Here is a 23,124-nt window from a genome sequence, read left to right on the forward strand (position 1 = left end):
GTAAGACAAGATTATAAAATTTTTTTTTTGTAAACTTGTTCCTATTTTTACGCTAAGCGTATGACCCCCGAAACTATAAAAGTAGCCATTGCCGATGACCATAAAATATTCCGTAAAGGAGTAATACTGTCGTTACGCCCCTATACAAACCTTGAGTTTGTATTTGAAGCAGAAAATGGCGAAGAGCTCCTGCAAAAAATTCCCGAAGGCAACCCCGATGTAATTCTTTGCGATTTAAAAATGCCGGTTAAAGACGGTATAGATGCCACTAAAACTATTACAAAGCTTTATCCCAACATTAGGGTAATTATACTCACCATGTATGAAGACGACCGTTTTGTGGGCCATCTTATGGATTGTGGCGCATCTGGTTATTTATTAAAAAGTACCGACCCTGCCGAAATAAGGCGGGCCATAGTAGATGTAATGCGTACTGGTTTTTACCTCAATCCTTTTGTAAATAAAGTTTTAATAAAGAAGAATTACAGCAAGCAAAAATTTAATCCTTCTTTAAGCTCCGAAGTTGTGCTTTCCGAAAGAGAAAAAGAAGTGCTTACGCTGGTATGTATGGAATTTACAGCCAGCGAAATAGCCCAAAAAATGGATATTAGCGCCCGAACCGTTGAGGCTATTAAAGACAGGCTCATGGAGCGCTTTGGCGTTAAAAACTCTGTGGGTCTGGTATTTTATGCCATGAAAAACCAGTTAATAGAGTAGGTTGCCCAATCAATTATTTCTTTAGTCTTTCCGGGTTTTTTTGCAGAAAATCTTTCCAGTCTTTGGATTTTGCTATGGCATTGTTATGTATGCCGCAATTTTGAAAATGGTGGCATACGGCTACTGCCAATGCATCTGAAGCATCAAAGCTGGCCGGCTTGTTTTTTAGTTGCAGCAAATGCTGGAGCATTTTATAAACCTGTTCTTTGCCTGCATTTCCGTTTCCGGTTACCGATTGTTTTATTTTTTTTGGAGCGTATTCAAAAACATCTATTCCTTCATGCATTGCCGAAGCAATGGCTACACCTTGTGCCCGGCCCAACTTGAGCATACTTTGAACATTTTTTCCAAAAAAGGGCGCTTCAATTGCCATGCACACCGGCTTTTGCATCTGTATAATTTCTGTTATTTTTTGCTGAATTTTTTTTAACCGTTCATAAGGTTCCAGTTTTGCAGAAAATTTCAGGGTTCCCATTTCTATTAGCTCCATTTGATTTCCGGTTAACTTAATGAGCCCGTAACCCATAATTACCGTGCCGGGATCAATACCTAAAATGATTTTTGATGTTTTTTGCAAGGAGGAACTTATTTTTACCGAATTAAATTACTATTTGACTGCATAAAAATATTAAAATATTAATTAACTGGTTTTTGGGCCCCGTAGTATTCATTTTATTATGCTGGATATTATATAAAAAAGTGTATCTGCAACCCGACTTTGACCTTCGCTGGCAGCATATTAAAGATTCGGTACACAACCCGCTTTTGTGGCTTGTGGTTTTATTAATGCTGGTAAACTGGGCATTAGAATCCCGTAAATGGCAATTGTTGATGGCGCCACTTGAAAAACTATCCTTTTTAACCGCATTTAAAAGTGTACTTGCTGGCTGCAGTATTACCATGCTTACACCCAACCGAATAGGCGAATACGGCGGAAGAATTTTATATATAAATGAAAATAACAGGCTTAAAGCAATATCTCATACTATTTTGGGTAGTATGAGCCAACTGTTTGTAACCTTGCTAATGGGTACGGCAGGTTTAGTGTATTTTAGGTTTATAGGCGGGCAAGGTAAAATGTTAAATATTATTTTATCGCCTTTTTTGTTAAACATTTTGCTTTATATATCTGTCTTAGTATGTATTGGGTTATTATTGTTATACCTGAGAGCAGGTTTTTTGGTAACATTAATAAACAGGGCAGGTGTTTTTAAAAAACTTGTTAAGTATATAGAGCACCTCAGTGATTTTAACCGTAAACAATTGTTAAGGATATTATTTTTATCAATTTTTAGGTACCTGGTGTTTATATTGCAGTACATGCTTTTATTGCATGTTTTGCAGGTTAATATCCACCCGGTTGTTTGTTTTTGGTTATTGGCAGTTTATTATTTATTGCTGGCATTTACCCCTACTATAGGGTTTACCGAGTTGCCTATTAGGGCCGCTGCAAGTGTTCAGTTATTGCAGGTATTTAGCGCCAATATACTGGGTATAGAAGTAGCCTCATTTGGTATATGGTTAATAAATCTTGTGTTACCTGCTATAATAGGCAGCATATTAATATTAAAAGTAAAAATTATTAAAGAAAATGATTAAAGCCCTTACAAAACCATCTTTAGCGATTGTTGCTTTTTTTACAATCGCAGGTTTTACCGTTGCCCCAATACAGGCTTCCCATAGCCAAAGCGGTAGCGATTATTGCGGCATACGGAATACTACTTTTAAAGCAAACGAAAAGATATTGATGAAAGTGTATTATAGTGCACTTGGCGGATATATTGGTGCTGGTGAAGCTACTTTTACCACTACATTAGAAAGATATAATGGAAAACCTGTTTATCATTATGTGGGTGAAGGCAAAACGTATGCATTTTTCGATAATTTTTTTAAGGTGAGAGACAGGTATGAAAGCTATGCAGATACCGCTACACTATTGCCTTATAAGTTTATACGAAATGTAGATGAAGGCGGACATAAAATATATAATAATGTAAGCTTTAACCAGGAAGCCAATACGGCAACCAGTACAAAAGGAGTTTATTCAATTACTGATTGCATGCAGGATGTGGTAAGCGCTGTATACTATTCCCGTAATATTGATTTTAATAAATATAAACCCGGCGATAAAATTCCGTTTGACATGTTTTTGGATGATGAAATTTTCCACATGTACATTCGCTATATGGGCAAAGAAAAAGTGAAAACACGCTATGGTAAGTTTACGGCTTTTAAAATAAAACCTTTATTGCTTAAGGGTACCATATTTGAAGGCGGCGAAAAAATGAGTGCATGGATAAGTAATGATAATAACCGGTTACTGCTTAGGGTTGAAAGCCCTATATCGGTAGGTAAAGTGGTAATAGATATGATGGGCTATCAAAATTTAAAATATCCGCTTTCATCATTACTTAGCCTGAGATAATAAAAAATTATATTGCAGAAAGAAGGAATTGATCTTTCATCCTAATGCCTCTATCACTCATTTGGAGGTTGCAACATTCAATGGCTGGATCGTGTTCAAAAAATAAAATGTATTCGTTTTGAAGCGCCTCCATCAAAAATGATTTTTTCTCATTTAAGGTGATTAATGGAAACATATCGTAACCCATAATATAGGGCAGGGGAATATGGCCTGCAGAGGGCAAAAGGTCGGCCATATAAAGAATAGATTTGCCTTTATAACTTATTTGGGGCAGCATCATAGCTTCGGTATGGCCAAAAACCTGTCGGATAATTATATTTTCCGGGAAACTATTTCCATCGGCTTCTATAAATTTTAACTGGCCGCTATCTTTAATAGGTAGAATATTTTCTTTTAAAAAAGAAGCTTTTTCTCTGTCGTTTGGTTCGGTAGCCCATTTCCAATGGCGTGCATTGCTCCAGTAAACGGCATTTTTAAATGCAGGTACCAATTTGTCACCATCTCTTTTTATACTTCCGCCGCAATGGTCAAAATGCAAATGGGTGAGGATAACATCGGTAATATCATTTTTGCTAAAACCATGGGCAGCCAGGGATTTATCCAGAGTGTCGTTACCATGTAAATAGTAGTGGCCGAAAAATTTTTCATCCTGTTTATCGCCAATGCCATTATCAATTAATGTAAGCCTTTTGCCATCTTCAATTAGCAGGCAGCGCAAAGCCCAGGAACAAAGATTGTTTTCATCGGCAGGGTTTATTTTGTGCCAAATACTCTTGGGCACTACGCCAAACATGGCGCCGCCATCTAATTTAAAATAACCGGTATTGATACTATATAATTTCATAATGCATAATATATGGGTTCGTTTTTTTGCCCTTTAAAAGCGTACGCCAAAAATAAAAAACCTATGCTAAAAAAAATCATTAAAGAAAAAACCGAACTCCGCATATTTATTTTTTCTTCTATTAATGCAAAGGTTGAAAGCCCAATGATGATGGCAATCTTTTCGGTAATATCATAAAAGCTAAAGAAAGATGCGGTGTCTTTTGTTTCGGGCATCAGTTTACTAAAAGTAGAACGGCTTAATGACTGAATGCCGCCCATAACCAGGCCCACAATCATGGCAAGAATATAAAAATCTGTGGCGGTTTGCATAAAATATCCATACACACATAAGCCTACCCAAAGTAATACAACGGCCATTAAAATTTTTAAATTGCCATACCTCATAGATAAACGGCTTATGAAAATAGCGCCAGGAATGGCTACTAATTGAATGAGTACAACGGTTATTATTAAATTGGTGGAGGGTAAATTTAATACCTTGCTGCCAAAATTACTGGCTACAAGCATTACGGTTTGCACACCCATATTATAAAAAAAGAAAGCGGCTAAAAACCTGCGCATCACTTTCATTTTTTTAACCTGTGCAAACACTTTTTTTAATTCAATAAAACCGCTGGAAAAAACATTTATTCTAAAAGAGTCTTCATTGGCAGGTTTAGGATTAGGTAAACGCCTGAATGGAATTTGAGCAAAGCCAATCCACCAGATTCCTACCAGTAAAAAGGTTGCCCTTACCGCATCGGCTTCAGAACTTAGGAATGGTATTTCTTTATGGAATATTACCAGGCAAAAACCTACCAACTGCATAATTACACTGCCAATATAGCCAAAAGAAAAACCCCTTGCACTGATACGGTCCCTGTCTTCTACAGATGCAATTACGGGTAAATAGGAGTTGTAAAACACCAGGCTGCTGTAAAAACCTATTGCCGCCATCATCATACAAATTACCCCATACGAAATATTTTTACCCGTAAAGAAAAAAAGTGCACTGCAGGAAATTGCTCCCATGTAACAGAAAAAACGCATGTACTTCTTTTTGTTTCCCCTTGCATCGGCTATTGCGGTAAGTATGGGCATTAAAATGGCCACTATCAAATATGCGGCTGCCAATGCATAATTGTAAAGCGCCGTGTTTACAAAATATCGCCCTGCAATATGTACTGTGCCATTCATAGGTGGAGCCCGGGTTATTTCTGTAAAATAAATGGGGAAAAAAGTTGTAGTTATTACCAGGTTGTAAACCGAGTTGGCCCAGTCGTACATAGCCCATCCGTTAATAACCTTTTTAGGAGCCGTTTGCATGGTTTAGAAAATATTAGGGTAATTTAAAACAATTCCGTTAAACAGCAGTAAAATATAAATATCAATGTTGTTGTAAGAAATCCCTGTTGCTTAATGCAATTTTTTTAACTGTTGCATCAACGCCCTGAATTCTTTTGGCACAGGCGTTTCAAGCTGGATATATTTGCCATTTTGTAACTTAAAATTTAATTTTGCAGCATGCAGGGCAAGCCTGTTGATGATTGGCGTTTCTGCTTCTTCATTTTTACTTAGCTTATATTTTTTTTTGATTGAAGATAAATAAACGGGTAGTGCATTGCCATAAATTGCATCGCATGCCAATGGATGGCCTATTTCTTTGGCGTGCACCCTTATTTGGTGTGTTCGCCCTGTATGCAGTTCAAATTGCACTAAAGAAAAATGCCGGTTTGCTTCCAAAACCTGGTAAGAAGTTTGGGAAGGCTTACCTTTTCGGTGAATATACATGGTGCCTTTATGAATGGGGTTTTCGGCAATTGGCGCATCAATGATTCCCGTACTGCTTTGCGGCATTCCCAAAACAATGCCTAAATAAAATTTTTGAACCTGCCTGTTTTCAAATAGCTGTGATAAATATTTGTGAGTATTTTCATTTTTGGCAAAAAGTACGAGCCCGCTGGTATCTTTATCTATACGGTGAACGGTATAAATAGCGCCATATTTTTCTATGAGGGTTTCCTTCAGTGATTTTTCTGAATGCAACCTGTCTGGGATAGTAAGTAACCCTGCAGGTTTGTTTACTCCTACAATATTTTCATCCTCATAAATAGTTTGAATATTATTTTTTTGCAACGGCTGGTTTTTTTGAAGCATTTAAGTATTTCAACAGCCTTATTTCTTTTTCACTGAGAAAACGCCATTTTCCCCTTTCTACATTTTTTTTGGTTAAGCCTGCATACATCACCCTGTCCAGGCCTTTTACATCGTAACCCAGGTGTTCAAATATGCGGCGTACAATACGGTTTCTGCCGCTGTGAATTTCTATCCCAATTATAGATTTGTCTTTACTATCGGCATAGGCAAGGCTGTCTGCAGTAATAGGGCCATCAGAGAGTTTTATGCCTTTTAAAATTTTGTCGAAATCATTTTTTATTAAAGGTTTATCCAGCTTTACTTCGTAAATTTTTTTTACTTCGTAGCTTGGGTGACTTAGCTTTTGGGTAAGGTCGCCATCGTTGGTGAGCAGCAATACACCCGAAGTATTCCTGTCCAAACGGCCAATTGGGTAAACCCGTTGCTGGCCCGATGCCTTTACCAGTTCCAAAACAGTTTTGCGGCCTTGCGGATCATCGGTAGTGGTAATATAATCTTTGGGTTTATTGAGTAAAATGTAAACCAGGTTTTTGGTAACAAAAACTTTTTTGTTGTTATAAGTTACTTCATCGGCTTTTTGTACTTTATAGCCGGGCTCCGTTACTACGGTTTTATTAACTTTTACTTTGCCTTCGGTAATAAGTTGCACTGCATCTCTGCGGCTGCAGATACCGCAATGCGCCAAAAATTTATTTAAGGGCATTACTTCATGTGAAGATTTTGCATCCTTGCTTACTTTAGGTGTAGACTGGCTAATGGGTTGGGCTGAAGTGAAAGTGCCCTTTTTTTTCTGGTATTTTTCTTCTTTCAGTTTATCAAAGTAGGCAGCTCTTTCTTTTTTATACTTTTTCTTCTCCTGCCTTAATTCTTCTTTAACGGTACTGTTTTTTTTTGGGTTTTTGAACTTTTTGAATGGATCCTGGCTCATGTTTATTGTATTTGCTGTTTTGCAACAGTAGGTGAAGGGCAAAGTTAGGAAAGGTTATTTGTATTTAGAATAGAGTATAGCTTTCATTTACTTTACATAATTAAAAACCAATGCAGCAAGTATTGCCCCCAATACAGGAGCTACAACTGGTACCCATGCATAATTCCATTCGCTGTTGCCCTTATGTTTTATGGGTAAAATTGCATGGGCAATTCTTGGCCCAAGGTCTCTTGCAGGATTGATGGCATAACCTGTAGGCCCGCCAAGCGAAAGGCCAATACCCAATAAAAGTAAGCTTACCGGCAGGGCATCTAATGTGCCTAATGTAGATGCCGCTGGAGAAATGGCCAATACGCCAAACATTAAAATAAAAGTGCCGATAAACTCGGTGAGTGCATTATTTACCGGGCTGTAAATATTAGGAGCGGTACAAAAAGTTGCCCTGAGTAATTCGGGGTCAGTAGTAGCATCATAATGTGTTTTATAGGCTATCCACACAATTATTGAACCGGCAATAGCGCCGGCAAATTGCGCCAAAATATATGGAACAACAAGCGCTTTGTCAAAATCACCAAAAAAAGTAAAAGCAAGGGTTACGGCAGGGTTGAGGTGTCCGCTTCCACCAAGCATGGTGCAGGTGTAAACAGCAACAAATAATGCCATTGCCCAGCCGAAAGTAATAACCAGCCATCCGCTGTTATTGCCTTTGGTTTTGTTGAGTACTACATTGGCTACAACGCCATTGCCTAAAATAATCAGCAATGCTGTACCTGTTAATTCTGCTAATGCTGCCGTCATGTTTAAAATGTTTTTGGTATATAAATTATTCAGTTAACGCTGCCCTTATGGCTTTTTGCCAGCCCGCTTGTAAGGCTTTTCGGGTAGTTTCATTAAATGATGGAGAAAAAATAGTTTCAGTTTGCCAGTGTTGCTGTAATTCCTGAACATCTTTCCAAAAACCTGCAGCAAGGCCGGCAAGGTAAGCAGCGCCCAAAGCAGTGGTTTCGGTTACTTTTGGTCTTATCACTTTTGTATTTACCATATCACTTTGAAACTGCATGAGCAAATTGTTGATGGTTGCGCCACCATCTACCCTAAGTTCTTTAATAGTGAGCCCGGCGTCTGCTTCCATAGCTTTTAATAAATCCATACTTTGAAATGCGATACTTTCAACAGCAGCACGTGCAATATGTGCATCTGTTGTTCCTCTTGTAATGCCGGTAATAATTCCTTTTGTATATTGGTTCCAGTAAGGCGCTCCAAGGCCGGTAAAAGCCGGTACAAAGTAAACGCCGCCATTGTCCTGCACCTTTGAGGTTAAGGCTTCTACTTCACCAGAGAATTGAATAAGTTTTAATCCATCTCTTAGCCATTGCACCACTGCACCTCCAATAAATACGCTTCCTTCCAAAGCATATTGTACATCGTCTTTTATTTTCCAGGCAATAGTAGTTAATAGGTTGTTTTTAGAAGTTACAGGTTTGCTGCCTGTATTCATTAGCATAAAGCAACCTGTGCCATAAGTGTTTTTCACCATTCCGGGTTCTAAACACATTTGGCCAAAAAGTGCAGCCTGCTGATCGCCTGCAATTCCACTAACCGGTATGGATTGTGCATTGAGTATGTTTGAAGTATGCCCGTATATTTCACTGCTGCTTTTTACTTTTGGTAAAATGGTTTTTGGGATAGTAAATAGTTGAAGTAATTCCTCGTCCCATTGCAATTCATAAATATTATACAGCATAGTGCGGCTTGCATTACTTACATCTGTGGCATGTACTTTTCCGTTAGTTAACTTCCATAGCAGCCAGCTATCCACAGTGCCAAAGCAGAGTTCGTTATTTTCTGCTTTTTGCCTTGCGCCTTTAATATTATCTAAAATCCATTTAAGTTTTGTTGCAGAAAAATAAGCATCGGTAACCAGTCCGGTTTTTTGAAAAATCAGGTTATGCTTCCCGGCCTTTTTCAGTTCGTCACAATAGGTTGCTGTGCGCCTGTCCTGCCACACAATGGCATGGCAAATGGGTTGATGGGTTTTTTTATCCCAAACCACCGTTGTTTCCCGCTGGTTGGTAATGCCAATGGCTGCAATATTATTTACAGGGATACCGGCCTTGGCAATCGCTTCTGCAGCCACACTAATTTGAGTGCTCCAAATTTCATTGGCATCATGTTCCACCCAGCCCGGCTGGGGAAATATTTGTGTAAATTCTTTTTGGGCAATAGAAACAATATTTGCTTTTTTGTTAAATACAATTGCTCTTGAACTGGTTGTTCCCTGGTCGAAGGAAAGGATATAATCAGCCATTAAAAATGATTGTATGCTAAATGTACTGTAATTTTTTAAAAAATACCGGTATGCTTTCTCATTAGTGCAGTAAATAAAATTGGGCAACGGAATAGTATAATGCCACTTGTTCTTTTATCCAAATTTCATCATGGTTTAATTCTTTTGCCATTAGCAGTGCAACCGTTGGCGCTATGCGGATGCTTTCTGCTGCATCCAGTAATAAAGCCCTTGTACGGCGGCTCAAAAAATCATCAATGGTACGGCACATTTCTTGCTGAACAGCCCATTTTACCTGGCTGCTGCAAATGTTTAAGGGCTTGCTTATCCATTCTCCATCCCAATCAATATTGTTTATATCTGTGCCATAATAATAATGGGGATTGCTCCTATTGGTACTTTGCTGGTTGCCATGCAGGGAAAGGTTTTTTGTAATAGTTTTCTTGTGTGGCCATTTCATTTTTTTTTCAATAGTGTCAATCATTTCCTCGGCCATTAACCTGTAGGTGGTCCATTTGCCGCCAATGATGCTAAAGAGTTGGGACTTGGATACAATTATTTTATGGCTCCTTGAAATTTCCCTTGTTTTTTTATTTCCCTTGTTGGATACGGCTAATGGTCTTAAGCCTGCAAAAACACTAAGTACATCTTTTTTGCCTGGTTTATTTATTAAATATGCCGATACAGTTTTTAAAATAAATTCAATTTCTTCTTCTAAAGCTTTGGGTTCAATGCTGATGGTATCAACTGGAGTATCTGTTGTACCCACCAAAATATTTTGGTGCCAGGGAACAATAAATAAAACTCTGCCATCGCTGGTTTTGGGTATGAGCATGGCTTTATCGGATCCATAAAAAAATTTGGGTAATACAAGATGCACACCCTGACTTGCCGCTATGGTTACCGCCTGGCCTGCACTATCCATTTGCAGTATATTATCTGTAAACACACCTGTTGCATTCACTACTGCCTTAGCCATAAATGAAAATTCTTTGCCTGTTTCCAAATCAATGGCCTGTAATCCGCAAATTTTCCCTTCTTCATTTTTGTTGAGCTTTTTCACTTGTACATAGTTAAAAGCAACACCATTATTTTCCCAAATAGATTGCATGAGGTTTATGGCAAGGCGGCTATCGTCAAATTGCCCGTCGTGGTAGAGTATTGCGCCTTTTAAGTTTTTTGTAATTACAGCAGGTAAAATTTCCTTTGCCTTTTTGCTGTTTAAAAAATAGGAAGGGCCAAGGCTGTATTTGCCCGAAACCCAATCGTAAAGTTTTAATCCAATTCTATATTTTATAGCATCTAAAAAGGTATAAACGGGAACTATAAAAGTTTTATTTTCTACCAGATGTGCTGCATTTTTGCATAATAAACCCCTTTCTATACTGGCTTCCCTAACCAGTTTAAAATTTCCCTGCGCCAGGTACCTTACTCCGCCATGTATGAGTTTTGTGCTTTTGCCCGATGTTCCTTTTGCAAAATCACATTGCTCCAGCAGCAATACTTTATAACCTCTTGCTGCGGCATCCAGGGCTGTTCCTAAGCCTGTTGCGCCGCCACCAATTACAATAATATCCCAAAGTGTACCAGCAGTTAAAATTTCATTTAAGGCTTGGTTTCTGTCGGGTATAATATTTGCCGGCTGGCTTATTTGCATTTACCTTTATTTATCTGCAAATTGCTAAACCTTTGTGGCAATGCAAAAATTATTAATAAGCAAAACAGTTGTTTGCTCAATTTAAAAACCGCCCTTACAAGGTAAAGGCGGTTTGAGGTAATATGGTTTATTAAGAGGTTAATTATTTATTTCATCTAAACTTCCTTTTTTGGGAGTCACCGTTCTGCATTTTGTCTTTTTTCATTTCTTCCATTTTCTTTATTTGTTCTTCATTAAGGATGCTTTTACGGTCGGCTACGGTTTGTTGGTGCAGGGCTTTTATTTGTTCTTTTTTCTGTACAGGTGTTAGCGAATTGTTGGAGCGGATTTCCTGAAGTTTTGATTGAGTGTTGGCATTAATGGATTGCATTTTTACCGCCTGGTCGTTACTTAGGTTTAGGTCCTGTTTGAGTTTTTCGGCTTTTTGCCTTTTATTTTCTTTTTTATTGAGTCTTTGCTCCTTCATTTTTTCTTTTTGCTCAGTGGTAAGTACTGTCTGCACTTTGGTTCTGTAAGTTTCCATTATGGCTTTTCTTTGCTTTTGAATATCTTCCTGCGACTGCCCCGAGGATTTTAAAGTTTCCATTTGGGATTTTTGTTCTTCCCTTATTTTTTTAATATCCGCTTTTTGGCTTTCGGTAAGATTAAGGCCCTCCATTTTTTTATTCATATGCTGGCTGCTGCCTTTTTGAATGCCTTTGGATTGCCGATGCACCTGTGCACTAGATGCAAATACGAATGCCGTTAATACAAAAGATATTGCAAGTAATTTTTTCATGATGTTTTATTTAATCAATTATGTTTTTATAGACTGGGTTTTCTTTAAACAGTTTAATTGCTTCCCTTAAAAATAAGTTAAACGAATAAACTTCACAAAATATTATACAATTGTGCTATTTGTTTGCTAATTGCCCACAGGCAGCATCAATATCTTTTCCCCTGCTTCGCCTAATATGCACATTTACCTTGCGGCCAGAGAGGTATTTTACAAAAGCTTCTGTATTATTTTCGTCTGATTTAGTAAAAGCAATTCCATCTACTGTGTTATATTCAATTACATTAATGGTATGCACCGGAATCCTTTTATAAATTTCTGCCAGTTCTTTAGCATCCTGCAGGCTATCGTTTACGCCATTTAATAAAACATACTCCAGGGTAATGGCCGATTTGGTTTTTGCATAGAAATAATTGAGCGCTTCTGTAAGGGATTTAATGTTATTGGTTTCATTAATATCCATTATTTCGTTGCGTTTAATATCGTTTGAGGCATGCAGCGATAAAGCCAGGTTAAACCTTACGCCATCATCGCCCAGTTTTTTTATCATTTTAGCTACACCAGCAGTAGATACGGTAATTCTTTTTGGGCTCATGCCAAAACTGTCTGAAGACGTAATCCTTTCAATGGCTTTAAGTACATCTTTATAATTTAGTAAAGGTTCGCCCATGCCCATAAATACAATATTGGTAAGCCCTGAGCCAAAGCTTTTAATTGATTGCTCATTAAGTATGGCAACCTGGTCGTAGATTTCTTCAAAACTAAGGTTGCGTTTTCTTTCCATACGGCCGGTAGCACAAAAGCTACAACTGAGGCTGCAACCTATTTGAGAAGAAACGCAGGCGGTAAACCTTTTTTCAGTTGGGATTATTACGCCTTCCAGTAAATGGTTATCAAATGTGCGAAAGCGCATTTTTACGGTTCCATCGGCGCTATTTTGAACAAGGTCGGTGCTAATGCTGTTTAATTCAAAATCGGCTTCCAGTTTTTGCCTTAAATCCAGCGAAAGATTAGTCATTTCACTAAATTTACGGGCATTTTTTTTCCAGAGCCATTCGTAGGTCTGCATGGCCCTGAATTTTTTGTCGCCAATAGATATAAAGTACTCTTTTAACTGGTCTAAACCCAGTTCCCTAATGTTTTTGGGGTAATCCATGGCGCAAAGATACGGATAGCCTGATATTGGGGAATTTTGGCTTTCTTTGTTATGGATAAGGTAATTTAAAAGCCTATTTTAATAAGTATGCAGGAAGTTTTTGTAATAGATGCAGTACGTACAGCAATTGGAAAATATGGAGGGGCATTAAGTACGGTTCGCCCCGATGACTTACTGGCCCATGTAATTAAAGCATTATTGCTGCGTAATAATGCAATTGATGTAACTGCCATTGAAGATGTTATTGCCGGAGCTGCCAATCAAAGCGGTGAAGATAACCGCAATGTAGCAAGAATGTCGGCTTTACTTGCGGGCCTGCCTTCTACGGTTGCCGGAGTTACGGTAAACAGGCTTTGTGCAAGCGGCCTGCAGGCAATTATGGATGCCGCTAGGGCAATTGCCTGCGGCGATGGCGATCTTATAATTGCCTGCGGTGTGGAAAGTATGACAAGAGCGCCTTTTGTAATGCCAAAGGCTTCAAATGCATTTGACAGGAAACCTGAAATTTTTGATACTACCATGGGATGGCGTTTTGTAAATAATAATTTATCAACCCTGTATTATCCCTATACTATGGGAGAAACCGCAGAAAATGTGGCAAAACAATGGAATATCAGCCGACATGCACAAGATGAATTTGCTTTGGAAAGCCAGCAAAAATATGCAACCGCATTTAAAGAAAAAAGATGGACAGATGAAATTGTGCCACTTCAAATTACAGCAGGTAAAGACTTAGTTGATTTTGAAAAAGATGAACATCCACGGGAATCATCCCTGGAAAAACTTGGCCAGTTAAAACCTGCTTTTTTAAAAAACGGAACAGTAACAGCCGGTAACAGCAGCGGAATAAATGATGGTGCAGCAGCTTTATTGCTTGCAAGCAAAGATGCAGTTATTAAGTATGGCCTTTCGCCAATGGCAAAAATAAAATCTATGGCAGTTGCCGGTGTAGAGCCTTCCGTAATGGGTATTGGCCCGGTACCTGCCACCCTTAAAGCGCTTGACCGTGCCGGGCTTACTATAAATAACCTGGATTTAATTGAGCTAAATGAGGCTTTTGCTGCTCAAAGCATTGCCTGCATACACGACCTGGGATTGGACCTTGAAAAAGTAAATGTAAACGGCGGCGCCATAGCACTTGGCCATCCATTGGGTTGCAGCGGTGCAAGAATTAGCACTACTTTATTGCATGAAATGAAAAGACGAAAAAGCAAGATTGGCCTTGCTACAATGTGCGTAGGAGTAGGGCAGGGTGCTGCAATAATTTATGAATCGGTTTAAATACGCAATAAACTTTTCATAACGTTCTTTACATTTGAAATCAGTTTAATTATAATTTCCTTATTAGTTTATTAACCATCCTCTCATTTGTGTATATACAAATAAGGAACAGTACTACAGCAAGTGCAGCTACCATCCAATGGATATATAGCGGTAATAATTCTACTCCATTAAAAATGCCCTGCCTGAAAATTAAATGAAATATTTGTGTTATTGCCAACGCAATTAAAATAATAATGGCATACACAGGAACCCATTTTTGTGATACCGTTTTCCCCAGCCATTGAGGAGAATAACCGAGCGTAACCAACAATTGCAAATTGTCTTTGCTGCGGGCAATCATGAGCTGCAGGTAAAAAGAAAACAGCAGCATAGCCAGCAGTATCACCAAAACAGAAAATACGGCCATACCACTTAAAACGGCCTGCAATACTTGTTTCACCCGGCCAAACTTGGTTTTATCTTTATTTACCCGGTAATCTTTTTGTTGTAAATAATTAAGTAAATCAGCGTTGTTGGCATCGTTGGTTTTTAGGTAAAGCCTCGAAGCTTCGGGGTTTTCGGAATTGCCGTAATGTAAGTTAGCCCAGGTAAGAAAAGATTTTGGAACCAGTATAGAATTTATCCTGTCACTAAGGCCTACAATATGCCCACGAAAAGATTGGATACCCAATGGTGAAAAACATTCCAGTGTGATATTAACGCTTTGTATGGTTGCCTGGCTTAATTGCGGCAGTTCCTGTGCTGGCGCAAATACATTATAGATTTCCAGGTAATCCGACGAAAAAATGATGGGTACATCTACTTGCCCGGGCTGCCATTTAAAACCGGGTGGGAGTGTATCTATAAATTCATCGTCAATGGATTCTAAAAAAAGATCGGTACTAAATGGCAGGATATTTCCGGCGCTTGCTTTTGCCCTAAACTGGTTGCTGATTAAAGGTGCAACAGCAGTTATAAAAGGTTGTTTTTTTAAGGCTTCAATATCGGCTTTGTTAAACCGGTTGTCGCCGCCCATATTTTGGTTGGTAATATTTTTGGAGATGGAGATATAATCGAAGCCGTTTTTGCGCAGGTTTTTATCTTTTATTAATTGCTGCAGGTTAATAAACATTTGGGCGCAGCAGAATAATAACAACATGCCTACGCCAAGGCCGGTATAGCTTCCAATTTTTGACAAACGGTTTTCTCCGGTATTGAGTAAGCGGGCAATAGTTTTATAGGAAATATCTTTTTTCACATGTATAAGGTTCGTTGGGCATTGAAAAATTCAATAGGTTTTAAATCCGCTAGTATAATGGCTGCATTACGTTGTGTGGCTTCTTCTTCAATAAGCTGCATGGCTTTTTTGCGGTTATTGTCATCCAGGTGGCTAAAGGGTTCATCAAGTAAAATAAAATTGAAAGGTTGCTGAAGCGCCCTCACCACTGCTATGCGCTGCTTTTCTCCATAACTGCAAATTTGCACCTGCTGGTTTAATTTGTTTTGTATCCCCAATCCATTGCTCATTAACTCCAAAGCTTCAGGGCTTTTAAACGGGTTGAGTTTCCTTTTAATTTCTATATTTTCCCTGCCGGTTTGGAGTGGAAACAAGCGCAGATCCTGGAACATAATGCTGATATGCGCTGAGCGGTATGTTGCCCAGTCTTCGGCTGTGAATTGACGGGTATTTTTTTGGTTAATAATAATATCGCCTTTAAAATCTTTCCGCAGGCCGTACATGAAATTAATAAGAGAAGTTTTTCCGCTACCGCTTGCTGCAACAATTTGTAACCGCTCACCTTTTTCTATTACTACTTTTTTGCCCCAAATATCAGACTGGGAAAAGGCGCTTTGATCCATAAAAACCGGGGCAACTTCGTTGAGAATTATTTGCATGTACAGTAGTATATTACAAACCGCCAATATTGCTATTGGCGGTTATTAAAAATTGTTTTATTTATTTAGAAGAAGGAGCAGGCGGAATTGCAACTTCGGTTGTATCTAAAGGAGGTACAGGCGTAATAATAACATCGGTAACTGGCCCGTATTGTGCATCTAATTTTTCTTTTCTTAATTTTTCGAGGTTGTAGGCAGCCACCATAAATTGGTTCAATTGTTTTAAGCTGTTGGTTTTTTTATCTACAAAGTTTACTTCAAAATAGCCTTCCATAGCATGGCCATTCATTTTGCCCCCGTTCATTAAGGCATAGTCCCAATATTTTTTGGCCAATATCAGTCCTTCCCTTTCCAAGGAATCTAAATAATTGCCGGATTGCATGGAACCAATAATTTTTTGGAGGCTAATATAGCCACCCATCGGGTTACCGGAAATTTTGCCCAGGAACGGCATGTCTGTTTTTCCGCCTGCAATAAATTTATCTATATAGGGTTTGTTGTTGCCAATGGCAAAATATTTATCATTGGAGTTGTAGGCGACTTTTGATGAAGCGCCCATACCGCCGGTTTTTTTGCCAGCATCAATTAATTTTTTAAATGAAACTTTATCACCAATAGAAACGGCAAATACAAAATTTGCATCCTGCCTTCCGGAAGTATCTTTTTTAAAATCGGTTGCGGCAAATAATACATCGCCGCCATTGGCTTTTATAAAATCATCAAGGTTAATGCCTGCTTCTGCAAGACCCATATTGATGAGGCCGTCAACGCCAGTTAATTTTATTAGTTCTTCAAGGCCTTTAGGCTTAAAGTTTAAAGTAATAAAGCCGGTAATATCATTGCTTTGGATGCGGTTGAGCAGGTCTTCATTAACATTTGAGCCTTTGTATTTTTTCCAGAGGTCCTCTACTTCTTTGCCTGCAAAAGATAAAGTTTGTGCAGTAATTTTTCCATCGTCAAAATTTACTGCTGCGCCGGATGCATTGCCATTGTACAGTTTCGATAAATTGAGCATGGGCATTACGGCTGCCATAGTGCCTATATTGCTGCTCATAAAAGCCTCTCCATTGAACCAAAAATGTATATCGCCTTTTAATTGGGTTACGGCAGTAAACCTGCTATCGGTGCCAAGGCTTTCTTTGTTTTTAATTGTATAAAGAGAAGCAACCAGTGCATTTAAATCCATTTTTGAAACATGCATAGGCTTTGCTGCAGTATCATTTTCTGCATAATTAAAAGCCTTATTGCGTTTATTGAACTCTGGTAATTCGCCGGCAATAATAAAACGGTTTTCTTTGTACGAGGCCGTAATTTGGTCTTTGCTGTAAAAATGTACGCCGTCTTTTTCTGCATGGGTAATGCCAGGGTAAGCAGCGCTGATGAAGCTTTTAAATTTAGCGGCATCTTTTAAATTGCCTTCTAGAGCAGCGTAGCCGCCACTTGAGTCGCTTTTTATAAAAAATAAAAAATCGGTATTGATATCTATACCTGTGCTTTCGGGGTTTTCAATTGCGGCTTTGGCTACTGCAGAAAGGCTGCTATCCCTAAGCAATTCATTTATTGCAGCATTGTTTTTAATGGAATCCCAGGGCAATTTTGTGTTCAGCGATTTGCCATCTGCATAAAAGGCAAACATTGCATCCCTGGGTATCGTTAACCCAATAGTGTTTGTTGATTTTTTGCAGGAAAAAACCATAACTGATAAAAATGCAAGTATTACAAAAGAAAGAAAACGTTGCTGTTTCATTTTAAATTTAAAATTTGTTAAGTGAATAATTTTTAAGGCTATTTAAACTGATTTAAAAAAAGGTACCAAATCTGTCAAAGATAACAGTTGTTGTTCTCCTTTTTGAAGATTTTTAATAACAGCGTTTCCGCTTTCCAACTCCCGGCTTCCAATAATAATGGCGTAAGGAATCTGTTTCTTTTCGGCATATTTAAACTGCTTGTCCATTTTGGCCTGTTCATGATATATTTCACAAGCGATACCCTGGCTACGAAGAAGCTGTGCGGTTTCAAAAGCTTTTTCCGTTTCTTTTTCGCCCAGGTTAAAAAATAGAGCTTTTATTTGTTGCTGAATGGTTGCAGGAAATAAGTTGAGTTCTTCCATTACATCAAAAATACGGTCAACACCAAAACTAATTCCCACGCCAGGAATATCGGGTACACCAAAGAGGCCGGTAAGGTTATCGTAGCGCCCTCCACCGCCAATACTTCCCATATTTACCATTTCAGGCGCTTTAGCTTCAAAAATGATACCGGTATAATAATCGAGCCCACGGGCAAGGGTAAAATCTATTTCAATATTTGCCGCATTTGCTTTGGAAAGGATATGCCTTATTTCATTAACGCCCATTTTGGCACCAGCATTTCCTAAAAACAGCTTTTCTATTTTCAATAATTTTTCTTGATTGGTTCCGCTTATCTGCAAATATTCCCCCACAAGCTTTACCTGCGTCGCATCAAGATTTGCCCCCAATAATTCTATTACTTTTTCAAGCCCAATTTTATCCAGCTTATCTATGGCATTGCTTATGGGAGTTAATTTTTCAAAGCCGCCACATTTTTCGGCAAGCGCTGCTAAAATCTTGCGGTGGTTAATTTTAAGAGTATATTCTTTAAGGCCAAGTTGTTTAAAAACGGTATCGTAAATTAATGCAAGCTCTGTTTCGTTCCATAAGGAATTGCTGCCTACAACATCTGCATCGCATTGGGTAAACTCCCTGTATCGGCCCTTTTGCGGCCTGTCTGCTCGCCAAACGGGTTGGAGTTGATAGCGCTTAAACGGAAAGTTAAGTTGCTTGTGGTTCATGGCAACATAGCGGGCAAAGGGTATGGTAAGGTCGTATTTTAAAGCCCTTTCGGTAAGTGCGTTTGTATTTTTTCCCAACAATAATTTTTCAAAACCTTCTTTTGCCTTGTCAATATTTTTGGGGTCGCTGAGCCCGTTGTTCAATACTTTAAAAATGAGTTTATCGCCTTCTTCGCCATATTTGCCTATGAGGGTTTCCAGGTTTTCCATTGCCGGCGTTTCCAATGGCTGAAACCCATACAATTCAAAAACAGATTTGATTGTGTTGAAAATGTATGCCCTTTTTTGCACTGTTTCTGCAGAAAAGTCCCTCATTCCCTGTGGTAAAGTTGGCCTCGTCATTTATAGTTGGGCTTGTGTTGTTTTAAGTGCTGTAAAATAACTTTTAAGAATGGCATTGCAGGTTTCGTCAATAAGCTGGTACACTTTTTCAAATCCATCGTAACCGCCATACCAGGGGTCAAAAACATCTTCATTTCTTCCGGGGTGGAGTTCGTTTAAAAAATAATCTGTCATTCCGGGGTTAAATTGTTTGCCAGCAATTTCTTTAACTTCTTCCAGCACATCTGCAGCCATTACATATATTTTATCAAACAATTCACAATCGAGGGCCGTAAATTGCCTTGCCCTTAGGTTGCTAATGTCTATATGGTTTGCTTTTGCCACTTTTTGCGTAAAATGATGGGGCGCTTCGCCGGTATGAAATCCATTTGTTCCTGCACTGTCTATAAACCAATTGAGCCCGGCATCCCGAACTTTTTTTCTTAAAACAGCTTCTGCCAAAGGGCTACGGCAAATATTTCCCAGGCAAACCATTAAAATTTTCATCCGGCAAAGATAAGGTTTGCCAAAATGCTGTCAAAAGTGCTTATTTAGATGGTTCCGTGTGTTTATGTAACTGCTTATTTTTGCAGACAACACGTAAATATTGAGCAATAATAGTTATGTAATCTTAAACAAATTGTATCTTATTGATACATTTTCAGATTAGAATAATGAGTAAGAAATTTGATTAAAATGGAGCATGCTTTTGGCTAAGATATTTTTGGACTTTAGATTTTAAATCAAAAAAATTAAAAGTTGTAAATTGCCTGTTCTAAACTTTAAAAAATGGCTTTGGAAGAATTTGATAATGACGAGCTCAATAAAAGAGACCGTGGCTACGCCAGGATGCGGAGTATTATGGACCTGGGTATGGGCTTGCTATGGACGGCAATGGGTGTTTTCCTTTTTTTTAATAAGTATTTTGAAACAAGGTTTGATGTAAACCTGGATGATAGCACTATGAAATTACTGGGTGGTATTTGTGTCATATATGGTGTGTTTAGGGTTTACCGTGGAGTAAAGCAAAATTATTTCAGGAAAAATTAATGATACTTATACTAAGATACCCTATGGTTATTGCCGGCTTTGCCTACTGCCTTATTATGTCATGTAATAATTCCGAAAAGGATAAAAAAGCTTATGATACACCCGGGCATGGAACAATAAACATTAGTGTTGATGAATCTTTTAAGCCGGTAATAGAGGAACAAATAAAAATGTACGAAGCATCTTTTCCCGATTCAAAAATAATTGCACATTATAAACCCGAGGCTGAATGCTTTAAAGATTTATGGAAAGATACGGTTACAAGACTCATTATAGTAAGCCGTGGATTAAATGACAAGGAAGAAGACTATTTTAAAAATAACATGAATTATGTGCCCGGATGGAACATAGTGGCGCTGGATGCTGTAGTGGTTTTGGTAAATGCAAAAAGCAGCGACAGTCTTTTTACGCTAAACAGGTTAAAACTTCAAATGGAAGGGAAAATTAACAGACAACAAAAAATTGTTTTCGATGGTGTAAATACCACCGGAACTGTTCGTTTTATTTTGGACTCTGTTTTAAAAGGAAATAAATTTGATACCACGGTAGTAAAAGCGGCAAAAAACAGCGATGAAGTAATTGATTACATTGCAGAAACCCCAAATGCTATTGGCCTGGTGGGTTTTAGCCATATAGGCAACCCGGAAGATACTGCACAGATAAATAAACTTAAAAAAGTAAAAATGGCATATGTGCAGTGTACTATTTGCCCCGATTCGCCATTTGTAAAACCGATGCAACAAAGCATCAGCAGTAAGCACTACCCATTAGTAAGAGGAATATATTATATTATTAATGAAACCCATTTGGGGCTGGGAACCGATTTTACCGGGTTTTTAAAATTTGAACGGGGGCAATTAATATTTAGGAGGGCTTACCTGGTGCCCGTAATGCAGTTTGATGTAAGGGCAGTAAAGGTAAACGAGAAAATTCCTGAAAATTAACAAGCTCCTTAACGTTTTTTTATATTTTTACCAGACATTGCAACAGTCTAATCTTAAAACAAAACATAACCAACGATGAACAAACTTAAAACAGCTTGTCTTTTTTTATTCTTCTTATGCTTTGTGCAGGTAAACTTTGCCCAAAGTATGGAGCAGGGTAAAAAGTTTTTGTATTATGAAAGGTATCAAAGCGCCAGGGATTTGTTTAAGCAGATAGTAGATAAAGAGCCTTTAAACGAAGTAGCTATTTACTACCTGGGACAGGCTTATATTGGGCTTGAAGATTATGCCGGTGCCAAAAAATTATACCTGGAAAAACTGGCAACCAGCCCCAATAGTCCGCTGGTATTGGCAGGTGTGGGCCATGTGGAATTAATTGAAGGAAAATCTGCAGATGCCCGCAACCATTTTGAAACGGCAATTTCACTAAGCGAAGGCAAAAGAATAGATGTACTCAATGCCGTGGGTTATGCCAATGGCAACCCCGACAGTAAAAACGGCGATGCAAATTATGCCATTCAAAAATTAAAGCAGGCAACACAAATTAAAAAATTTAATGACCCCGAAGTTTTGGCAAACCTTGGGGATGCTTACCGTAAATTTGCCGATGGTGGCAATGCCGTAGTTTCTTACAATGAAGCGCTAAGGCTCGACCCTAATTATGCAAGGGCTATTTACCGCACCGGCCGGGTATATCAAACTCAGGGTGTGGCACAGGAACCCTTGTATTTAAAATATTATAACGATGCCATTGCCAAAGACCCTGCTTATGCACCGGTGTACGCAACTCTATATAATTATTATTATAATATTGATGTTAATAAATCTGCCGAATATCTCAATAAATGGCTGGCAAACTCTGATGATGACCCTAAAGCTTGTTTTTATAAAGCATCAATGAAGTACGCACAGGGTTTTTTCCTGGAATCTATTCAAGCTGCAGATGCTTGTATAGCTGCAGAAGGCTCAAGCCCATACCCTAATTTATACGGGTTAAAAGCATATGCCAATGATAAGTTAGAAAATGCATCATTAAAAGCAAAGGATACTGCTGCTGCAATTAAATACCGTGAAAATGCAAAGGCATTATTTGAAGAATATTTTAAAAATCAAATTTCGGATAAAATTGGCGGTGGCGATTATGCGGCCTACTCTGCAATATTATTAAAGCTGCCGGGCAATGAAGATAAAGCAGCCATGTATGTTTTAAAAGCAGTAGATATGGACAGTATTGAAGCCAATAAGGTTTCTTATCTTAAGGGAATGGCCCAGGCATTTGATAACCAAAAAAGGTATAAAGAAGCAGCAGAATGGTATAAAAAAGTGCTTGACCTAAAAAGAAACTATACTAATGTAGATATTCACAATACTGCATATAATTATTACCGTGCCGGTAATTACGATTCTGCAGCGTATTATTATCAACTGTATGAAACCAAATATCCTACCGATGTGTTTGGCTTTTATATGGAAGGCAAATCCTTACAGGCAAAAGACAGTACAGGTGTTTTAGGGCTTGCTGTAACAGCTTATACAAAAGTGGTGGAGTTGGGTGAAGCAGCTCCTGATAAATCAAAAGTAAAAAACCAGCTTTCAGGCGCCTACAGGTTTTTTATTGAATATTATTACAACCAGAAAAAAGATAAAGCATCAGCCTTAACTTATTTGGATAAAGCCCTGATGCTTGAACCGGAGGATGCACAGTTACTGGCCAATAAGGAGTTTATCAGCAATAACGATCCTAACGCACCACCAAAGCCGCCTAAGGCGCCTAAGCCACCAAGAACGCCACGAAAATAATTTCACATTAAGTGTTTTTATAAAGCCTGCATAATAAGAGATAATGCAGGCTTTTATTTTATATGATGGAATATTCGTTGTGCTATCTTATTTTTGCAGTTGAAAGAGTTT

The 23,124-nt window shown here is 38.4% G+C and carries 22 protein-coding genes; 7 read left to right on the forward strand and 15 right to left on the reverse strand.

The genetic code is table 11. The features are described from left to right. Positions 1–60 precede the first annotated feature (60 nt). Positions 61–717: a response regulator transcription factor gene (locus IPO46_12035; GenBank protein QQS62797.1), complete on the forward strand. Its 657-nt coding sequence runs from the start codon at positions 61–63 to the stop codon at positions 715–717. A 13-nt stretch (positions 718–730) separates the two neighbouring features. On the opposite strand, the gene ruvC is transcribed toward IPO46_12035, so the two are convergent. Next, a complete protein-coding gene (gene ruvC, locus IPO46_12040) occupies positions 731–1,294 on the reverse strand; it encodes a crossover junction endodeoxyribonuclease RuvC (GenBank protein ID QQS62798.1) in 564 nt (187 codons plus the stop codon). 74 nt (positions 1,295–1,368) lie between these two features. Here ruvC and IPO46_12045 point away from each other — a divergent pair, with 74 nt between their 5' ends. Together IPO46_12045 and IPO46_12050 are read left to right on the forward strand one after the other, a co-directional pair. Then, on the forward strand, positions 1,369–2,316 hold the full coding sequence (locus tag IPO46_12045) for a flippase-like domain-containing protein (GenBank protein ID QQS62799.1): 948 nt from the start codon (positions 1,369–1,371) through the stop codon (positions 2,314–2,316). Further along, entirely contained in the window at positions 2,309–3,142 is an 834-nt protein-coding gene (locus IPO46_12050; GenBank protein QQS62800.1) for a DUF3108 domain-containing protein, read from the forward strand. The genes IPO46_12045 and IPO46_12050 overlap by 8 nt, the downstream gene beginning before the upstream one ends. Positions 3,143–3,149: 7 nt before the next feature. Here the strand turns inward: IPO46_12050 and IPO46_12055 are convergent, their stop codons facing one another. From IPO46_12055 to rlmN, 9 genes are all read right to left on the reverse strand, one after another. Further along, positions 3,150–3,986: an MBL fold metallo-hydrolase gene (locus IPO46_12055; GenBank protein QQS62801.1), complete on the reverse strand. Its 837-nt coding sequence runs from the start codon at positions 3,984–3,986 to the stop codon at positions 3,150–3,152. After that, positions 3,983–5,293 (reverse strand): MFS transporter, encoded by a 1,311-nt coding sequence (locus IPO46_12060; protein QQS62802.1) that lies wholly within the window; start codon positions 5,291–5,293, stop codon positions 3,983–3,985. The genes IPO46_12055 and IPO46_12060 overlap by 4 nt, the downstream gene beginning before the upstream one ends. 90 nt (positions 5,294–5,383) lie before the next feature. Further along, a complete protein-coding gene (locus IPO46_12065) occupies positions 5,384–6,103 on the reverse strand; it encodes an RluA family pseudouridine synthase (GenBank protein ID QQS62803.1) in 720 nt (239 codons plus the stop codon). After that, positions 6,090–7,052 (reverse strand): rRNA pseudouridine synthase, encoded by a 963-nt coding sequence (locus tag IPO46_12070; GenBank protein ID QQS62804.1) that lies wholly within the window; start codon positions 7,050–7,052, stop codon positions 6,090–6,092. Before IPO46_12070 ends, IPO46_12065 begins: the two co-directional genes overlap by 14 nt. 87 nt (positions 7,053–7,139) lie before the next feature. Then, positions 7,140–7,850, reverse strand: coding sequence for an aquaporin family protein (locus tag IPO46_12075; GenBank protein ID QQS62805.1), 711 nt, complete (start codon positions 7,848–7,850; stop codon positions 7,140–7,142). Between the two features lie 25 nt (positions 7,851–7,875). Continuing rightward, positions 7,876–9,360: a glycerol kinase GlpK gene (gene glpK / locus IPO46_12080; GenBank protein ID QQS62806.1), complete on the reverse strand. Its 1,485-nt coding sequence runs from the start codon at positions 9,358–9,360 to the stop codon at positions 7,876–7,878. A gap of 61 nt (positions 9,361–9,421) precedes the next feature. Continuing rightward, positions 9,422–10,996, reverse strand: a complete 1,575-nt coding sequence (locus IPO46_12085; GenBank protein ID QQS62807.1) for a glycerol-3-phosphate dehydrogenase/oxidase — start codon at positions 10,994–10,996, stop codon at positions 9,422–9,424. A 151-nt stretch (positions 10,997–11,147) separates the two neighbouring features. Beyond that, on the reverse strand, positions 11,148–11,774 hold the full coding sequence (locus tag IPO46_12090; protein ID QQS62808.1) for a hypothetical protein: 627 nt from the start codon (positions 11,772–11,774) through the stop codon (positions 11,148–11,150). A 115-nt stretch (positions 11,775–11,889) separates the two neighbouring features. Continuing rightward, a complete protein-coding gene (gene rlmN / locus IPO46_12095; GenBank protein QQS62809.1) occupies positions 11,890–12,927 on the reverse strand; it encodes a 23S rRNA (adenine(2503)-C(2))-methyltransferase RlmN in 1,038 nt (345 codons plus the stop codon). Between the two features lie 87 nt (positions 12,928–13,014). On the opposite strand from rlmN, the gene IPO46_12100 reads away from it, so the two are divergent. Further along, positions 13,015–14,208, forward strand: coding sequence for an acetyl-CoA C-acyltransferase (locus IPO46_12100; protein QQS62810.1), 1,194 nt, complete (start codon positions 13,015–13,017; stop codon positions 14,206–14,208). A 49-nt stretch (positions 14,209–14,257) separates the two neighbouring features. Here the strand turns inward: IPO46_12100 and IPO46_12105 are convergent, their stop codons facing one another. The 5 genes from IPO46_12105 to IPO46_12125 all read right to left on the reverse strand — a co-directional run bounded on the left by IPO46_12105 (position 14,258) and on the right by IPO46_12125 (position 19,714). Beyond that, complete coding sequence (locus tag IPO46_12105) at positions 14,258–15,436, reverse strand: hypothetical protein (protein ID QQS64407.1); 1,179 nt, start codon at positions 15,434–15,436, stop codon at positions 14,258–14,260. Between the two features lie 8 nt (positions 15,437–15,444). Further along, a complete protein-coding gene (locus IPO46_12110; GenBank protein QQS62811.1) occupies positions 15,445–16,086 on the reverse strand; it encodes an ATP-binding cassette domain-containing protein in 642 nt (213 codons plus the stop codon). Between the two features lie 61 nt (positions 16,087–16,147). Then, positions 16,148–17,833: a DUF4836 family protein gene (locus IPO46_12115; protein QQS62812.1), complete on the reverse strand. Its 1,686-nt coding sequence runs from the start codon at positions 17,831–17,833 to the stop codon at positions 16,148–16,150. 42 nt (positions 17,834–17,875) lie between these two features. Continuing rightward, positions 17,876–19,240 carry a histidine--tRNA ligase gene (locus IPO46_12120; GenBank protein ID QQS62813.1) on the reverse strand — a complete coding sequence of 455 codons (1,365 nt, stop codon included), beginning with the start codon at positions 19,238–19,240 and terminating at the stop codon, positions 17,876–17,878. Continuing rightward, the gene (locus IPO46_12125; GenBank protein QQS64408.1) at positions 19,241–19,714 is read right to left on the reverse strand and encodes a low molecular weight phosphotyrosine protein phosphatase; all 474 of its coding nucleotides are present in this window, start codon (positions 19,712–19,714) and stop codon (positions 19,241–19,243) included. It abuts the gene before it with no gap. 294 nt (positions 19,715–20,008) lie between these two features. On the opposite strand from IPO46_12125, the gene IPO46_12130 reads away from it, so the two are divergent. The 3 genes from IPO46_12130 (at position 20,009) to IPO46_12140 (ending at position 23,013) form a co-directional block, all read left to right on the forward strand. Beyond that, positions 20,009–20,269, forward strand: a complete 261-nt coding sequence (locus IPO46_12130) for a hypothetical protein (protein QQS62814.1) — start codon at positions 20,009–20,011, stop codon at positions 20,267–20,269. Further along, positions 20,269–21,213, forward strand: a complete 945-nt coding sequence (locus IPO46_12135) for a substrate-binding domain-containing protein (protein ID QQS62815.1) — start codon at positions 20,269–20,271, stop codon at positions 21,211–21,213. Before IPO46_12130 ends, IPO46_12135 begins: the two co-directional genes overlap by 1 nt. Before the next feature lie 75 nt (positions 21,214–21,288). Beyond that, entirely contained in the window at positions 21,289–23,013 is a 1,725-nt protein-coding gene (locus tag IPO46_12140; protein QQS62816.1) for a hypothetical protein, read from the forward strand. Positions 23,014–23,124: the final 111 nt, after the last annotated feature.

Source organism: Chitinophagaceae bacterium (genome assembly GCA_016699815.1).
In the GTDB taxonomy this organism is placed as follows: Bacteria; Bacteroidota; Bacteroidia; order Chitinophagales; family Chitinophagaceae; genus Ferruginibacter.

Coding starts and splice junctions, on each gene's coding strand:
- IPO46_12035 (QQS62797.1), top strand. CDS start 61: ATGACCCCCGAAACTATAAAAGTAGCCATTGCCGATGACCATAAAATA.
- IPO46_12050 (QQS62800.1), top strand. CDS start 2,309: ATGATTAAAGCCCTTACAAAACCATCTTTAGCGATTGTTGCTTTTTTT.
- IPO46_12055 (QQS62801.1), bottom strand. CDS start 3,986: ATGAAATTATATAGTATCAATACCGGTTATTTTAAATTAGATGGCGGC.
- IPO46_12060 (QQS62802.1), bottom strand. CDS start 5,293: ATGCAAACGGCTCCTAAAAAGGTTATTAACGGATGGGCTATGTACGAC.
- IPO46_12070 (QQS62804.1), bottom strand. CDS start 7,052: ATGAGCCAGGATCCATTCAAAAAGTTCAAAAACCCAAAAAAAAACAGT.
- IPO46_12075 (QQS62805.1), bottom strand. CDS start 7,850: ATGACGGCAGCATTAGCAGAATTAACAGGTACAGCATTGCTGATTATT.
- glpK (QQS62806.1), bottom strand. CDS start 9,360: ATGGCTGATTATATCCTTTCCTTCGACCAGGGAACAACCAGTTCAAGA.
- IPO46_12085 (QQS62807.1), bottom strand. CDS start 10,996: ATGCAAATAAGCCAGCCGGCAAATATTATACCCGACAGAAACCAAGCC.
- IPO46_12090 (QQS62808.1), bottom strand. CDS start 11,774: ATGAAAAAATTACTTGCAATATCTTTTGTATTAACGGCATTCGTATTT.
- rlmN (QQS62809.1), bottom strand. CDS start 12,927: ATGGATTACCCCAAAAACATTAGGGAACTGGGTTTAGACCAGTTAAAA.
- IPO46_12100 (QQS62810.1), top strand. CDS start 13,015: ATGCAGGAAGTTTTTGTAATAGATGCAGTACGTACAGCAATTGGAAAA.
- IPO46_12110 (QQS62811.1), bottom strand. CDS start 16,086: ATGCAAATAATTCTCAACGAAGTTGCCCCGGTTTTTATGGATCAAAGC.
- IPO46_12115 (QQS62812.1), bottom strand. CDS start 17,833: ATGAAACAGCAACGTTTTCTTTCTTTTGTAATACTTGCATTTTTATCA.
- IPO46_12120 (QQS62813.1), bottom strand. CDS start 19,240: ATGACGAGGCCAACTTTACCACAGGGAATGAGGGACTTTTCTGCAGAA.
- IPO46_12125 (QQS64408.1), bottom strand. CDS start 19,714: ATGGTTTGCCTGGGAAATATTTGCCGTAGCCCTTTGGCAGAAGCTGTT.
- IPO46_12130 (QQS62814.1), top strand. CDS start 20,009: ATGGCTTTGGAAGAATTTGATAATGACGAGCTCAATAAAAGAGACCGT.
- IPO46_12135 (QQS62815.1), top strand. CDS start 20,269: ATGATACTTATACTAAGATACCCTATGGTTATTGCCGGCTTTGCCTAC.
- IPO46_12140 (QQS62816.1), top strand. CDS start 21,289: ATGAACAAACTTAAAACAGCTTGTCTTTTTTTATTCTTCTTATGCTTT.